At 64.1% G+C, this 14,543-nt stretch carries 14 protein-coding genes; 10 read left to right on the top strand and 4 right to left on the bottom strand.

From position 1 onward, the window contains the following. The 4 genes from nuoL to ACERIT_RS07935 all read left to right on the top strand — a co-directional run bounded on the left by nuoL (window position 1) and on the right by ACERIT_RS07935 (window position 6,724). Entirely contained in the window at window positions 1-2,055 is a 2,055-nt protein-coding gene (nuoL, locus tag ACERIT_RS07950) for an NADH-quinone oxidoreductase subunit L (RefSeq protein ID WP_373674307.1), read from the top strand. Next, the gene (locus ACERIT_RS07945) at window positions 2,052-3,575 is read left to right on the top strand and encodes a NuoM family protein (RefSeq protein WP_373674306.1); all 1,524 of its coding nucleotides are present in this window, start codon (window positions 2,052-2,054) and stop codon (window positions 3,573-3,575) included. The genes nuoL and ACERIT_RS07945 overlap by 4 nt, the downstream gene beginning before the upstream one ends. A gap of 83 nt (window positions 3,576-3,658) precedes the next feature. Further along, entirely contained in the window at window positions 3,659-5,143 is a 1,485-nt protein-coding gene (locus tag ACERIT_RS07940) for an NADH-quinone oxidoreductase subunit N (protein WP_373674380.1), read from the top strand. Window positions 5,144-5,275: 132 nt separating this feature from the next. Beyond that, complete coding sequence (locus tag ACERIT_RS07935) at window positions 5,276-6,724, top strand: DHH family phosphoesterase (RefSeq protein WP_373674305.1); 1,449 nt, start codon at window positions 5,276-5,278, stop codon at window positions 6,722-6,724. Between the two features lie 59 nt (window positions 6,725-6,783). Here the strand turns inward: ACERIT_RS07935 and ACERIT_RS07930 are convergent, their stop codons facing one another. Further along, the gene (locus tag ACERIT_RS07930) at window positions 6,784-7,137 is read right to left on the bottom strand and encodes a helix-turn-helix transcriptional regulator (protein WP_373674304.1); all 354 of its coding nucleotides are present in this window, start codon (window positions 7,135-7,137) and stop codon (window positions 6,784-6,786) included. Window positions 7,138-7,224: 87 nt separating this feature from the next. After that, a complete protein-coding gene (locus ACERIT_RS07925) occupies window positions 7,225-8,007 on the bottom strand; it encodes an NRDE family protein (RefSeq protein WP_373674303.1) in 783 nt (260 codons plus the stop codon). A 138-nt stretch (window positions 8,008-8,145) separates the two neighbouring features. Between ACERIT_RS07925 and gfcR the strand changes: the two genes are divergently transcribed. From gfcR to ACERIT_RS07910, 3 genes are all read left to right on the top strand, one after another. Continuing rightward, a complete protein-coding gene (gene gfcR / locus ACERIT_RS07920) occupies window positions 8,146-8,790 on the top strand; it encodes a transcriptional regulator GfcR (RefSeq protein ID WP_373674302.1) in 645 nt (214 codons plus the stop codon). A gap of 92 nt (window positions 8,791-8,882) precedes the next feature. Beyond that, window positions 8,883-9,227: a glutaredoxin family protein gene (locus ACERIT_RS07915; protein WP_373674301.1), complete on the top strand. Its 345-nt coding sequence runs from the start codon at window positions 8,883-8,885 to the stop codon at window positions 9,225-9,227. Between the two features lie 166 nt (window positions 9,228-9,393). After that, window positions 9,394-9,963 (top strand): hypothetical protein, encoded by a 570-nt coding sequence (locus ACERIT_RS07910; RefSeq protein WP_373674300.1) that lies wholly within the window; start codon window positions 9,394-9,396, stop codon window positions 9,961-9,963. A 108-nt stretch (window positions 9,964-10,071) separates the two neighbouring features. On the opposite strand, the gene ACERIT_RS07905 is transcribed toward ACERIT_RS07910, so the two are convergent. After that, the gene (locus tag ACERIT_RS07905) at window positions 10,072-10,506 is read right to left on the bottom strand and encodes a universal stress protein (protein ID WP_373674299.1); all 435 of its coding nucleotides are present in this window, start codon (window positions 10,504-10,506) and stop codon (window positions 10,072-10,074) included. Window positions 10,507-10,646: 140 nt separating this feature from the next. Here ACERIT_RS07905 and ACERIT_RS07900 point away from each other — a divergent pair, with 140 nt between their 5' ends. After that, window positions 10,647-11,369, top strand: coding sequence for a diphthine--ammonia ligase (locus ACERIT_RS07900; protein WP_373674298.1), 723 nt, complete (start codon window positions 10,647-10,649; stop codon window positions 11,367-11,369). Window positions 11,370-11,404: 35 nt separating this feature from the next. On the opposite strand, the gene ACERIT_RS07895 is transcribed toward ACERIT_RS07900, so the two are convergent. Then, entirely contained in the window at window positions 11,405-12,379 is a 975-nt protein-coding gene (locus ACERIT_RS07895) for a sugar phosphate nucleotidyltransferase (RefSeq protein WP_373674297.1), read from the bottom strand. A 91-nt stretch (window positions 12,380-12,470) separates the two neighbouring features. Between ACERIT_RS07895 and ACERIT_RS07890 the strand changes: the two genes are divergently transcribed. Both ACERIT_RS07890 and ACERIT_RS07885 read left to right on the top strand, forming a co-directional pair. Beyond that, a complete protein-coding gene (locus ACERIT_RS07890) occupies window positions 12,471-12,749 on the top strand; it encodes a transcriptional regulator (RefSeq protein ID WP_373674296.1) in 279 nt (92 codons plus the stop codon). Between the two features lie 52 nt (window positions 12,750-12,801). Then, the gene (locus ACERIT_RS07885) at window positions 12,802-14,532 is read left to right on the top strand and encodes an ATP-binding protein (RefSeq protein WP_373674295.1); all 1,731 of its coding nucleotides are present in this window, start codon (window positions 12,802-12,804) and stop codon (window positions 14,530-14,532) included. Window positions 14,533-14,543 lie beyond the last annotated feature (11 nt).

The raw sequence follows: 14,543 nt of genomic DNA, 5'->3' as shown, positions 1-14,543 counted from the left end.
ATGGTTGATGCTTTTGCCTACGTACCCGCGATCGTCGCGTTGCCGTTCGTATCGTTCCTCGTCGCGCTGTTCCTGGGCAAGTATCTGCCAAAGGGAGGCGCGTTCGGCGGTATCGCTGCGACGGCGGGATCGTTCCTGCTGTCGCTTTGGGTGCTCGTAACCGTCGCGAGCGGACGCCAGCATGCTGAAACCCTCTACCGGTGGGTCTCGACGGACGGGATGGCCTCCGGGGGGATCGGGCCACAGGAGATCGAACTCGCTTTCGGCGTACTGATCGATCCGCTGTCGGCGCTCATGCTCGTCATCGTGACGCTCATCGCGCTGCTCGTGCACGTCTTCTCGCTCGGCTACATGAACGACGAGGGGGAACCCGACCTCCCGCGGTATTACGCCGGACTCGGCCTGTTCACCGCGTCGATGCTTGGGTTCGTCGTCGCCGATAACCTGCTCATTGCGTTCATGTTCTTCGAGCTGGTCGGCCTCTGTTCGTACCTGCTGATCGGCTTCCACTTCCGCGAACCCGGCCCGCCCTCGGCCGCGAAGAAGGCGTTCCTCGTCACTCGCTTTGGCGATTACTTCTTCCTCGTGGGCGTGGTCGCGATCTTCGCGACCTTCGGAACGGCCGCGTTCGCCGGATCTGAATCCTTCCCGGTGCTTGCAGAGCAGGCGCTTGCCGGCGAGTTCAACGCGTGGACGCCGTTCGGTCTCGGAACCGAGACGTGGTTCACCGTGCTCGGGTTGCTGGTGCTCGGCGGAGCGATCGGCAAGTCCGCACAGTTCCCGCTGCACACCTGGCTCCCCGACGCGATGGAGGGCCCGACGCCGGTTTCCGCGCTCATCCACGCCGCGACGATGGTCGCCGCCGGCGTCTACCTCATCGCCCGGATGTACGGATTCTACGTGTTGACGCCGACGACGATGGCGATCATCGCCTTCATCGGCGGCTTCACGGCGCTTTTCGCCGCGACGATGGGCGTCGTTAAGGATGAACTCAAGCAGGTGCTTGCCTACTCCACCATCTCCCAGTACGGGTACATGATGCTCGCGCTGGGCGCGGGCGGGTACGTCGCTGCAGTCTTCCATTTGATGACTCACGCCTTCTTCAAGGCCCTGCTGTTCCTCGGAGCCGGCGCGGTCATCATCGCGATGCACCACGAGGAGAACATGTGGGAGATGGGCGGACTCAAGGCGAAACTGCCCGTCACCTACTGGACGTTCCTCGCCGGGTCGCTCGCGCTTGCGGGTATCTTCCCGTTCGCCGGATTCTGGTCGAAAGACGAGATCCTCTATGAGGCGTTCGTACACGGCCTGAACGAGCCGCTGCTGCTTGCCGCGTGGGCGATGGGTCTGCTCGCGGTTCCCGTTACCGCCTTCTACACGTTCCGGATGGTGTTCCTCACCTTCCACGGCGAGGCGCGCACGGAGACCGCACGCAACCCGCATTCGGTTCGCTGGAACGTGAAGGGGCCGCTCACCGTTCTCGGCATCCTGGCGGTCGTCGCCGGCGTCGTTAACATGGTCCCCGTTCAGAAGGTCCTCGGCGTGGAGGGTATCGACTTCCTCCACCGGTGGCTCGACGGCGAGTACGGCGGCTTTGCCGAACTCACCTCCCACCACTACGCCGATCTCGGTCCCTACACCTCCGGATACATCGCCGGCGGCGAGGCGGCCACGGTCCTCGTCGGTGCCGGCGTTTCGCTCGCGCTCGCGTTGCTCGGCGTCGCCACCGCGTGGACGCTGTATAACGTTGCCGACCCGGCCGAACACACGGCCAGACTCGGCGGCATCAAGACGGTACTGTACAACAACTACTACCAGGACGAACTGCAGGTCTGGCTCGCCGATCGGACGGCGGGCCTCGCCGGCGTCGCCGACACCTTCGATCAGGGCGTGATCGACGGCGTGGTTAACGGCACCTCCTCGGTGAGCCTCGCGGCGGGTGAGCGAATTCGCCGCGTCCAGACGGGGATCGTCACCAACTACGCGGCGATCCTGACGCTCGGGCTCACCGGGTTGCTCATCGTCCTGGGCGTTCTCGGGGGGTGGTTCCTGTGATCATCGAAGTACTCATCGCATTCACCTTCGCGGCCGCGCTGACGGTGCTCGCCGTACCCAACCGGTGGGCAAGCCGTCTCGCGTTCGCGTTCAGCCTGGTTCCCTTCGTCGGGAGCCTCTACCTGTGGTCACTGTTCGACGGGAGCGGAAACGCCCTCATGGGCGGCGAGCTCGCGTTCGAAACGCGGATCGACTGGATCGAGATCGGTGGATACACCGTTCAGTGGTTCGTCGGTCTCGACGGCATCAGCCTGCCGCTCGTCGTGCTCACGACGTTCCTCGTTCCGCTTGCGATCCTGTCGGCATGGACGCCGATCGACGACCGGCAGAGCCAGTTTTACGGCCTCATGCTGTTCATGGAGGCGAACCTCCTCGGCGTGTTCTCCGCGCTTGATTTCTTCGCATGGTTCGTCTTCTGGGAGGCCGTCCTACTGCCGATGTACTTCCTCATCGGCGTCTGGGGCGGTCCGCGCCGCAAGTACGCCGCGATCAAGTTCTTCGTGTACACGAACGCGGCCTCGCTGCTCATGTTCCTCGGGTTCATGACGCTCGTGTTTAGCCTCCCGGTCGAGACGTTCGGGATGCCCGAGATCGCGGCGTCGATCGCCGCCGGGGAACTCGAACCGTTCTACGGGATCGCTCCCGGCTCGATCGCGATGATCGCGTTCCTCGCGATGTTCATCGGGTTCGCGGTGAAGGTCCCGATGGTGCCGGTTCACACCTGGTTGCCGGACGCCCACGTCGAGGCGCCGACGCCGGCGTCGGTGCTTCTGGCGGGCGTCCTCCTGAAGATGGGTACCTACGCATTGCTCCGATTCAACTTCACGATGCTGCCCGAGCAGGCGACCGCGCTCGCGGTCCCGATCGCGATCGTCGCCGTGGCGTCCGTGATCTACGGCGCGATGCTCGCGCTCGCACAGCAGGACCTCAAGCGGATCGTCGCCTACTCGTCCGTCTCCTCCATGGGATACGTCACCCTCGGATTGATCGCCTACACCGTCTACGGCGTCGGCGGCGCGACCTTCCAGATGGTCGCTCACGGGCTCATCTCCGGGTTGATGTTCATGGCGGTCGGGGTCATCTACAACGCCACCCACACCCGGATGGTGACGGATATGTCCGGGGTCGCGGACCGGATGCCGGTCGCGGTGTGGATCCTCGTTGCCGGCGCGTTCGGCTACATGGGTCTGCCGCTGATGGCCGGCTTCGCCGGCGAGTTCTACGTCTTCGTGGGCTCGTTCGGTTCGCCGGTCGCGAACGGCCTGATGCCGGTGTTCACCGCGGTCGCGATGTTCGGCATCGTGATCGTCGCCGGCTACCTGCTGTTCGCGATGCAGCGGACCCTGTTTGGTCCCTACCGGCTCGATACCGACTACGATATCGGGCCGGCGGCGCTCCACGATACGCTACCGCTTGCGGCGCTTCTGGTCGCGATCATCGTTCTCGGCGTCGCCCCGGATCTCATCTTCGAGATGATGCGCGATGCGGTCGCTCCGGTCGTTGAAGGAGGTGTCAACTGATGGCGCTCACGCTACAGTCGTCGATCGGTGAACCGCTGGCAGCCGTTCCGGCCCAGACCGGTTCGGCACCGCTTCCCGAGTGGATGGCACTCGCGCCGGCGCTCGCGCTTGCGCTCACCGGCCTCGTGCTGTTGCTTTACGACACTCTCCGTCCGAAAAGCGGGACGAACGCCGCCTCGTCGATCATCGCGGCGATCGGATCGCTCACTTCGCTAGCGTTCGCGGTGTGGTATCTCGCTGTCGGCACCGGCCAGCCCGCGACCGGTGGCGCGATCTACCTGTTCGCGGACGCACTCAAGATCGACGGCCTCGCGCTGTTTTTCACCGCCATCGTCGCGTCGGTGACGGCGCTCGTAGTCGTCGCGAGCCACGATTATCTCGTCGACCACGAGACGCCCGGTGAGTTCTACTCGCTCGTTACCTTCGCGGCAACCGGGATGGCGCTTCTGGCGTCGGCAAACTCCCTCGCGACGGTCTTCGTCGCCCTGGAGATGGTCTCACTGCCGTCGTACGCGCTCGTTGCCTACTTCAAACGGAACCGTAGCGGCGTCGAGGCGGCGATGAAGTACTTCCTCGTCGGCGCGGTCTCCTCGGCGATTTTCGCCTTCGGAATCTCGCTCGTCTACGCCGCGACCGGATCGCTTCTCCTCGGTGACGTTGCGACCGCATTCGGTGATCTCGGCGCGCTTTCGGGCGTCGCCGGGATCGGCGTCGTGATGATGATCGGTGGGTTCGCGTTCAAGACCGCCTCGGTGCCGTTCCACTTCTGGGCACCGGACGCATACGAGGGCGCCCCGGCACCGGTGAGTGCCTTCCTCTCGTCGGCCTCGAAGGCCGCCGGGTTCGCGGTCGCCTTCCGCGTGTTCGCCGAGGCGTTCCCGATCGGGGCCTCGCTTGCGGCCGGTATTGACTGGCCGCTCGCGTTCGCGATCCTCGCGGTCGTCACGATGACCCTCGGGAACTTCGCGGCCGCGGTACAAACGAACGTCAAACGGATGCTGGCCTACTCCTCGGTCGGCCACGCCGGCTACGCGCTGATCGGACTGGCGGCGCTTTCGGCCGGCGGCAGTCACAACGGCGCCGTGATGGGGTCCGCGATGGCACACCTGCTCGTCTACGGCTTCATGAACACCGGGGCGTTCCTGTTCATCGCGATGGTCGAACACTGGGGCGTCGGTCGGACTTTCGAGGACTACGCCGGTCTCGGTCGCACGGCGCCGATGGCGTCGCTGGCCATGACCGTCTTCATGTTCTCGCTTGCGGGACTTCCCCCGCTTGGCGGGTTCTTCTCGAAGTACTTCCTGTTCATGAACGCCGTATTCAACGGCTTCTGGTGGCTTGCAGCGGTCGGCGCGATAAACAGCGTCCTGTCGCTGTACTACTACAGCCGCGTCGTCAAGGCCCTGTGGATTGATGACCCGTCGGGATCGCTTCCGACCATCGACTCACGGCCGACGGCGCTGTATGGCGCGGTCATCTTCGCTGCTGTCGCCACGGTCCTCGTCTTGCCCGGATTCGGCCCGGTCATCGAGACCGCGGAGGCAGCCGCGACGGCGCTGTTCGGCTAAGACGACCGCGATCCGTTCCCGTTCGACTCGGCCGCTTTCCGATCGCCCCTTTTGCCGGCCACGGTCTCGCCCGGTCGATCGTCGCTCCCCGGACGGCACCGTTTTAGGCGCCGAGCGTCCTATCGTGTTCACATGGTTCGACGACTGGTGTTGGGCTGTAGCTCGGTCGGCCACACGCTCATCGAGCAGGCACGCCAGCAGCGCGGGGAGGTCTACGTCGTCACCGACGACTCCGGCTGGGTTACGACGCTTCGGGAGTCGAACGTCGCAGCCGTCGAGGCCGACCCCGCCGACGCTCGGTCGTATCCCGACCGAGCGGAGGTCGTCATCGTCGCCGACGACGATCCCGATCGGAACTTGGCGGTGGCCCGAACCGCTCGCGATCGGTATCCCGACGCCTCCATCGTCGTCTGTGTCGGCGTCGATCCGCCGGATTCCGTTCGCGAGGCGCTCGCTGGCATCGCGGACCGGATCGTTGATCCCGTCCAGGCGATCGCTGACCGGGTGTTGGACGTCACCGGCGCGAACGAAAACGAGCGGATCGTCGATCTCCTCTCGGTTCTGCAGTCGCTTTCCGGGCCGCTTGCCGTCGTCACCCACGACAATCCCGACCCTGACGCGATCGCCAGCGCGATCGGCCTCCAGCATATCGCCGAGGTAGCGGGCGTCGACGCCGACGCGTGTTACGGCGGCGAGATATCCCATCAGGAGAACCGGGCGCTCGTGAACGTCCTCGACATCTCGCTTCAGCATCTCGACGGGATCGATCTGGATACGTATGCCGGCATCGCACTCGTTGATCACTCCCGTCCGGGAGTCAACGACGGGCTCCCGGAGGGGACGACGGTTGACTTCGTCATCGATCATCACCCTCCGCGCGCGCCGGTGAATGCACGGTACGTCGACATTCGCCCGTCGATCGGCGCGACGAGCACTCTCATCGCGGAGTACTTCGACCGGCTGGCCATGGAACTGGACGAGCGGATCGCCACTGCGTTGTTGTTCGGGCTCCGGGTCGACACCCGGGAGTTCATCCGGGAGGTCTCCGTCGCGGACTTCGAGGCGGCCTCCCGGCTCCTGGAGACGGCCGACGTCGAGACGCTCAGACGGGTCGAACAACCAAGCGTCAGTCCGGAGACGTTCGACATCCTCGCGACCGCGATCCGCGAACGCGATGTCCGTGAATCGGTAGTCGCCTCATGCGTCGGCGAGATAACCGATCGTGACGCGCTCGCGCAGGCGGCCGATCGGCTACTCGATCTGGAGGGGATCACCGTCACCTTCGTCTACGGCTATCTCGACGGCGTGGTCTACGCGTCGGCTCGCTCGCGTGGGTCGGACGTTGACATCGGCGAGACGCTCAGAGATGCACTCGGACCGATCGGATCGGCCGGCGGCCACGACGACATGGCCGGCGCCCAGATTCCCCTCGGCATCCTCGCCGAGGTCGATGACGATTCGACGGAGACGCTCATGGAGGTCGTCCGTGAGAGCATCTCCGGGCGGTTCTTCGAGACCGTCGTCGATGCCCCACAAACCCCCACGATCGAGGAACCCCTTGCCGGAAATTCGCGGGAGTGAACGGAGATCGGAAGCCGTGCTCGGTGTCTGGAGAGGACGCGTCGTCGGTGGGGTCCGACTCAGTACTCCTCGTAGGCCAGGTTCATGAGCCACTGGGAGAAGGCGTCCGAGCGCGGATCGATCTCCTCCTCGCCGATGAACGGCGAGAGCATGTCGCCGGCCATCAAAAGCGAGAAATCGAGATCGCGGGCGGTCGGTTCCAGAAAGTACGTGTTGTGTCCGTCGTAGACGGTCGATTCGCGCTCGATGAGTCCGGCCTCGGAGAGCGCCTCCGCGATGCGGCTCCCCTTTCGTGAGGAGACATCGAGTTCCTTCCAGAAGTCGCTTTGATGGATCCCGCCGGTCTCCCGGATGAGGTCGAGCCCTTCGCGTTGGTCCTCCGAGAGTTCGGCCTCGAGTTCGGACACGCTCATGTCCTATCTCCTGCCCGCGAGTCGCTTAAAAGTGACCTTCCGCTCCTCGGCCGCAGCAACTGCGGTCTCACCGTGCGCTTCGATTGGCTAACTGGACTCGACCCGCGGCCACGAATCGGGGATCGGGACGGGCTCGTAGGTCGTCGTGCAGGGCGGGCCATCGGCGTACTCGACGGTGATCCGCGATCCGACCCGAACAACCGAACTCGAACGCGTCCCGAACCCGTCGCCGTGGATGCATGCGCCAAACTCGTGATCGGAGAGCGCGTCGCGGGCGCGTTCGACCCACATGTTGACGTCCTCGCCGACCTGCGGACGAAGGTGCTCGTGGAGTCGAATCGTGCTCTCCCTCCGTTGTGTGCCCGCCTCCTGGCGCCGGTCGGGCAGGTAAAATCGCGTCGTCCCATCGATCACGCCGCCCACGTTCGAGATCGCGTGAACTCCCGGATCGAGACGGACGGTTCGCAACTCGCCGTCGTATTCGAGGAGGACGGCCTCGGATCGGTCGGCGACTATGAGGTTGAATCCGGCGTACGTGTGCTCGTCGACCGCTTCGGTGACGTGATCGACAGCCGCTCGGGTCGAGGACTGATGAAGGCAGTCGTCGACGAGCCGACCTCGCGACCGGTCGCCATCGATCTCGGCATCGAGCCATCGGTTCGTGATCGTTGCGTAGACCCCGCGGTCAGTACAGCCGACCCAGGTGCCGCCGGCGCGGCCGTCCCGTGGGGAGACGATCCCAGGTCGGTCGTCTCTCCGAGGACGAACGCGTGGCGGTTCCGCCGGTCGATCGAGGGCCTCGTCGCGGTTCGCCACGGCCACGATCGGTGATCCGGGAAACACGTTCCAGGCGAGCGTGAGCGTACACACGCTCGCCCATCCGCGCGCGACGGCCAAAAACTTCCTCGTCGATGCGACCCGGAGTGGAGATCGACGGCACCGTCGCCGTCGTCCTCATTCGCCGACGATGACGACACGACTATTAAAACGGCCGTCGAACGGGGGCACATGAAGAACGTCGATGACCTCATCGCGAACGCATCGGAGCTTGCCGATCGCGGGCTTTCGAAGGGGGAGATCGCCGACGAACTGAACGTCTCCCGCGAGACGGCGAGCTGGCTCGTCGAGCGTGCTGGCGCGGACGCGGATGCCCGGCCCGACACCGCGGATCGAGAAGAGGGTGCCACCGCCGACATCCACGTCGATTGGTCGGCGATCGGTCGTGATTCCACGCGTCTCTCCCACGCCGGGGAGGCGATGGCCGACCTACTCTCGAAGATCGACGGCGACGTTGATCTGACGATCGGGGTCGAGAAGGCCGGCGTGCCGATCGCGACGATGGTCGCACGCGCGCTCGATACCGATCTGGGGGCGTACGCCCCCGCGAAACATCAGTGGGAGGAGGGAGATATCGCCGAACATGGCGGCGGCTTCTCGCGCAATTTCGCCGGCATCCGTGACCGGGAGTGTTACGTGGTCGACGACATCGTCACCTCGGGGACCACGATGGCCGAGACCATAAACGCGATCCGCGAACGGGGCGGCGAGCCCGTCGGCTGCTGTGTGCTCGTCGACAAGCAGGGTAGAAACGAGATCGAGGGTGTGCCGCTATACTCCCTCATCAACGTTGTTCGTGTCGACCGCGAGGACTGAGGGAGTTCCCCCAGCCACCGTTCGACCGCGAGGGAAAGGACGGACTCGCCGCGGGCGCAACCTCTTTCGGTGACCGGCGCATATCCGTTCCCATGACGTTCAGTCCCGAAAGCGACCATGACGCCGAGACGATAGCCGACCACGTCGAGTCGGCTATCGATGAGAACGACGTCGTCCTGTTCATGAAGGGCAACCGACTGATGCCGCAGTGTGGCTACTCCAAGCGGGCAGTCCAGCTCATCTCGACGCACGTTTCGGAGTTCGAGACGATAGACGTCCTGCCGGCACTCCCGCAGTATCGAGAGGCCCTCTCGGACCGAAGCGACTGGGAGACGATCCCGCAGGCGTTCGTCGACGGCGAGTTCGTCGGCGGCAGCGACATTCTCGCGGAACTCGAGGAACGCGGCGATCTCGAATCGACGCTGTCGGTCGAGTGAGGTCGATCCTGATCGACTTCGGTGCCCCCGAACCGTGGCAACTGTCGGCTGACGGCGACCGTCGACGTCCGTTCGGCGAAGAGTAGGTCCTATAAGGCTTCGCACCCTAGAGAGTGGTAGGTGCTGTCCCAGTGTCGCCGCTGTGACGACCCACCCCATCTCAACCATGTCAGGCCGCGTGTTCCGACTTCATTCGACGCTCGAACTGCCACTCGAAGACGTAGAGGATTACTTCGAGAACAATCCGGAATTGCCGCCGGAGATCGACGACGTGGATATCACACGCCGAAATAACACGCTCATATTCAAAGCCGAGACGTCGGACGAGAGCATCAGCAAGTACACGCCAACGGCTCAACTCAAGGCCTCCGTCACGGAGACGCGCGTCTACGAGGAGGAGCCGCCGCGGGCGGGCGGTCCCCAGTGGATGGACGACGAGGAGGAGGAAATTCCCTCCGAGCTCGTCGAGTTCGCCTGTTTCAAAGGCGATCGTGAGACGGTGTTGCAGAACACGGCGCTTCAGTATCCGATGTTTCTCGTGCTTCGCGAGATAGCGTTGCGCTCCGAGAAGGGCACGCTCACGGCGATCACCGAGGATGACGGCGACCTCCAAGCGACGCGGATCGTGGAGGGCGAAGAACGCCCCGCAACGGTCGAGGTCGTCGAGAGTCCACAGGGCAACAGCGAGGGGAACGGCGGCGTCAATTGGCGAGACAACGAGTTCATCTCGGATTAAAATCGCGCCGGCCGTTCGCTCGTTTCTCCTCGAGTCGCCTTTTGTACCCCGCTTCTGACAGCCAGTTGCTAGCTACCAACCCCGCAGCCAGTTGCTAGCTATCGTGTCCTACTCGCCGCCGCGAACCACGAAGACCGGCGTCGACGCGTTGTCGACGACGCGTTCGGAGACGCTGCCGAGCGAGACGATCTTCTCTCGCGGGCTTTTGCCCCGCGTGCCGATGACGATCAGATCGGCGTCTGCCTCCTCGGTGTACGTGAGTATTTCCTTCCAGGGGGTCCCCTTGCGAAGTTCCCCGACGGCCTCCAGCCCTGCCGACTCGGCCCGATCAGTGACGGTCTCGACGGCTGTTTTCCCCTCCTCACGGAGGGAGGATTCGAGGTCCGATCGAGTGTCGCTGTCGGCTGCGGTGACGATCCGGTTGTCGACGACGTAGAGGCCGTGCACCGTTGCATCGTTGTCACGCGCGATCGGGATCGCGTGATCGAGCGTCGTTTCGACTGTCGGGCTGCCGTCCGTCGGAACGAGTACGTGTTCGTACATCTGTTTGTCCCAGTTGGGGCTTCGGCGTCCCGACGTATCAACGTACTCCCGATCACAATCTGCACCCCGTGGATGCCGTCCTCTCGCCACACTCGGGGTCGACCGCTGCGGCTTTACCGCTCTGGACCTCTCCTCGATCCATGAGCGATGATTGGATCAGTCTCTTTTCGGGGGGCAAGGACTCCTCGTGGGCGCTGTATCAGGCCCTCGAGAAGGGACTTTCAGTCGCCCGGCTGTTGACGGTCCATCCGGCGGGCGACTCCTACATGTATCACACTCCCGCGACCGAGCTGTCGAGCCTCGCGGCCGAAAGCATCGGGATCGAGACGATCGACGTCGAACCGGCGGACTTCGAGACGGGAGACTCCGCCGATTCGGACGCCGGTAGCCGGGGTGACGCGGAGATCGAGCCTCTCGAGACGGCCCTCCGGGAGCTTCGGGACTCGTCCGGGATCGATCTCGCCGGCGTCACCGCCGGGGCGGTCGAAAGCGAGTTCCAGACCGCCCGGATCGAGGCGATGTGTGATCGTCTCGGGATCGATCTCTTCGCCCCGCTGTGGCAGGAGGATCCGGTCGAACTCGCAGAAGCGATGATCGACGCCGGCTTCGAGATCACGATCGTTCAGGTGGCGGCCTACGGCCTCGATGCCTCCTGGCTCGGCCGGACTCTTGATCGCGATGCGCTTGCGGAGCTTCGCGAGCTCAACGCTGAATACGGCGTTCACATCCTCGGAGAAGGCGGCGAATTCGAGACGTTCGTGACGGACGCCCCACACATGGATCGCCCGATCGAGTTGACGAGCGAACCGGTCTGGGAGGGATCGCGGGGGCACCTGCGGATCCTCGATGCGAAGTTGGCCTGAGTCCGCTCCCGTTCACCTGGTTCGTCTCGTTCTTTCTAGAACTGGCCGCCGTTGGTGATGGAGGTATGGGCGCCGATGAGCGCGCCCGAGAGGTCGAAATTCTCGATCGTGGTTCCCCGATCGATGATCGAGCCACGGATCTCGGCGTTTCGAACCGTGGCGTCAGGGAAGACCACCGCGCGTTCGAGCGTCGTCTCCTCGACGGTCGCGTCCTCCATCACGTGGACGGTCTCGCCGAGCGTCGAGTCGACGACCGTTGCGTTCTCGTGGACGACTGCGCCTCCATCAAGGGTCCACTCGATGGCGTCCAGATAGCTTTCGGGCGTGCCGATATCGAACCAGGCGCCGTCGAAGGTGAACGCCCGAACCGTGCGACGCTCCTGTAACCACTGGATGAACCAGCCGGGCTCGTCAGGGTTCTCGCCCGCCTCCAGATACGTGTCGAGGTCGTCGAGTTGCTCGGCCGGGAACGCATAACAGGCGATCGAGACGAGCGTGCTCTTGGGGTCCTCGGGTTTTTCCTGGAAGTCGACGACGCGGTCGCCCTCGAGTTCGACGAGGCCGTAGGATTTGGCCTTCTCGCGGGAGCCGACGTCGTAGGCAGCCAGTGCGGGCTCGCCGGCGTCCTCGAAGAAGTCGACGAACTCGGCGATGTCGAAGCTGATGAGGTTGTCGCCCGCGACGACCACGAGATCCTCGTCGATACCCTCACGATCGACGAGTTGGGCAAGCGCGCCGACGACGCCGAACTTCTCGTCCTCGTTAGTCGTGTCCTCGATCGACAGCGTGAGCTTCTCGAAGGGCGTCTCGGTGAGGTACTCCTCGAAATCGTCGGCGAACCGCTCGTTCGTCGAGACGAACACCTCCTCGATGCGGTCGTCGGCCTCGAGATCCGCGAAGATCTCGTCGATGACCGTGTTCTCCCCGATAGGGAGAAACATCTTCGGTCGATCCTTCGTGATCGGCCACAACCGCGTCGCGTACCCGCCTGCGAGTACAACCGCCTTCATATACTCGCGCAGACGAGGAGGGGTCGTATCACTCTTGTGTTGTATCCCCGATTAGCTACGATATATTACGGGCCGCGACCTACGAATGGACATGGAGCGAACGACGCGCCAGCGAATCGCCGATCGGCTTCGCGAGACGGACGCCACCGCAAGCGATCTCTCCGAAACCGTCTCGCGTCCCCGATCGGTCGTCTACGAACACCTCGAACACGTCGCGGCCTCGCTTGACGACGATGAGCAGTTTCTCGTCGTCCCTCCGCGATGTCGCGAGTGCGGGTTCGACGACTTCGACGATCCGATCACCCTCCCGTCTCGATGTCCGGAATGTCGATCCGAACGGATCGACGAACCGATCTTCCGGATCGAGTGAGATCGACGCGCTGGGGTAAACTCCTTTATCCGACCGCTCGAAACGGGCGGTCGTGCCCCTTCAATCGTCGCTTTCAGGTCAGGCCGTCCTCGCCGTCTACGTGCTCACGTTCGGCGCGGCCGCACTCACGTGTTTCCTGACCATTCCACGCGCTCGTCGCTTCGACGACGCGGACACCCGACGCGGGCTGATCGGGCTCCTCGTTCTCAGTGGCGGGTGGGCGTCCGCCCACGTCGGGTTCCTTTTGGCCCCGTCCGGCCCGATCGCGATCGCCTTCTACGTCGCCGGACTCGTTTCGGGGTTCTCGACGATCGGTGCCTGGCTGTACTTTTGTTCGGCCTACACCGGCCGAACCCTCCATAGACAGGCTCTTTACCGACGCTTCGCTGTCGGACTCTATCTCGCGGTGATTCTCGTGAAATTCACGAATCCGATCCATGGACTGTATTTCACTACCGAGTTCGTCACGCAGCCGTTCGTCCACCTCAGCGTTCAGCACCTGATCGGCCATTGGCTCGCGATGGGACTGGCCTACGCGCTCGCGGCCGTCGGGATATTCATGCTTTTCGAGCAGTTCACGCAGGTCGGCGCCGACACGAGGCCGCTTGCCGTGTTGGTCGGATTCACCGCCCTTCCGCTCGCGTTGGACCTCCTCGGTTACATGCTTCCGTTCGTGCTCGATATGACCTACGAGCCACTCGGTGTCGCGGTGTTCGCGGTCGGGGTGACCTCGATCTTCTTCGACCGGTTTCAGGCGACCCGGATCGCCACGGAGTCCGACGACCCAGTGATCATCCTCGACAATGAAGACCGGATCACCGACTACAACGTCTCCGCAAGGCGACTTTTCCCGTTGCTTTCGGGGCCCTCCATCATCGGCCGGGAGATCGACGAGGTCCTTCCGGAGGTCGCGGACGCGATCGACTCCGAGGAGAACGTCCGTCCGATCGATATCGACGGGGAGACCCGATATTTCCACGTCTCGATCGGTCCCTTCACCGTGGGGTCCAGACATCTCGGACGGCTCGTCACGATCACTGACGTCACCGACCACGAGCGCTACCGGATGGAACTGGAACGTCAAAACGAGCGGCTCGAACAGTTCGCGAGCGTCGTTTCACACGACCTCCGAAACCCCCTCAACGTCGTTCAAGGCCGGATCGACCTCGCGATGGATTCGGAAGCTGGAGATGTGGAACTGATCGAACATCTGGAGGCCGCGGACCGAGCGCTCGACCGGATGGAGGAGCTGATCAGCGACGTGCTCACTCTCGCTCGCCAGGGACAGCCGATCGACGAGACCGAGCCCGTCCGGCTGTCGAGCATCTGTGAGGCGGCATGGAGCATGATCGACGCTGGAGAGGCGACGCTGTCGGTCGACGGCGACGTGGTGCTCCTGGCTGATCCAGAACGGCTCCAGCAGCTTTTCGAGAACCTTCTTCGGAATTCCATCGAACACGCCGGCCCGGAGGTGAACATCACCGTCGGGCCCCTCGACGACTCCCCGTCCGGCCCGGTCGGCTTCTACTTCGAGGACGACGGTCCCGGCATCCCCGAGGCGGATCGTTCTACCGTCTTCGAGTACGGATACTCGACCGCCCGCGAGGGAACCGGATTGGGGCTGGCGATCGTCTCGGAGATCGCCGAGGCTCACGACTGGGACGTGGTGGTGACGGACGCGGACACGGGTGGCGCGCGCTTCGAGATAACGGGGGGTGAGCCCGTCGACGCCGACGCAGTCGATGCAGAGGTGGCTGATGTGGGGTCAGTCGACGCTGATTGATCGATGAGTGC

Source organism: Halopenitus sp. H-Gu1, assembly GCF_041821145.1.
In the GTDB taxonomy this organism is placed as follows: domain Archaea; phylum Halobacteriota; class Halobacteria; order Halobacteriales; family Haloferacaceae; genus Halopenitus.
This window is presented reverse-complemented; position numbering and strand designations above follow the sequence as displayed.

What these genes read in the sequence shown, in the direction of transcription:
- ACERIT_RS07890 (WP_373674296.1), top strand. Translation starts at nt 12,471, where the DNA reads ATGGAGCGAACGACGCGCCAGCGAATCGCCGATCGGCTTCGCGAGACG.
- ACERIT_RS07900 (WP_373674298.1), top strand. Translation starts at nt 10,647, where the DNA reads ATGAGCGATGATTGGATCAGTCTCTTTTCGGGGGGCAAGGACTCCTCG.
- gfcR (WP_373674302.1), top strand. Translation starts at nt 8,146, where the DNA reads ATGAAGAACGTCGATGACCTCATCGCGAACGCATCGGAGCTTGCCGAT.
- ACERIT_RS07895 (WP_373674297.1), bottom strand. Translation starts at nt 12,379, where the DNA reads ATGAAGGCGGTTGTACTCGCAGGCGGGTACGCGACGCGGTTGTGGCCG.
- ACERIT_RS07910 (WP_373674300.1), top strand. Translation starts at nt 9,394, where the DNA reads ATGTCAGGCCGCGTGTTCCGACTTCATTCGACGCTCGAACTGCCACTC.
- ACERIT_RS07905 (WP_373674299.1), bottom strand. Translation starts at nt 10,506, where the DNA reads ATGTACGAACACGTACTCGTTCCGACGGACGGCAGCCCGACAGTCGAA.
- ACERIT_RS07935 (WP_373674305.1), top strand. Translation starts at nt 5,276, where the DNA reads ATGGTTCGACGACTGGTGTTGGGCTGTAGCTCGGTCGGCCACACGCTC.
- ACERIT_RS07930 (WP_373674304.1), bottom strand. Translation starts at nt 7,137, where the DNA reads ATGAGCGTGTCCGAACTCGAGGCCGAACTCTCGGAGGACCAACGCGAA.
- ACERIT_RS07940 (WP_373674380.1), top strand. Translation starts at nt 3,659, where the DNA reads ATGGCACTCGCGCCGGCGCTCGCGCTTGCGCTCACCGGCCTCGTGCTG.
- ACERIT_RS07915 (WP_373674301.1), top strand. Translation starts at nt 8,883, where the DNA reads ATGACGTTCAGTCCCGAAAGCGACCATGACGCCGAGACGATAGCCGAC.
- nuoL (WP_373674307.1), top strand. Translation starts at nt 1, where the DNA reads ATGGTTGATGCTTTTGCCTACGTACCCGCGATCGTCGCGTTGCCGTTC.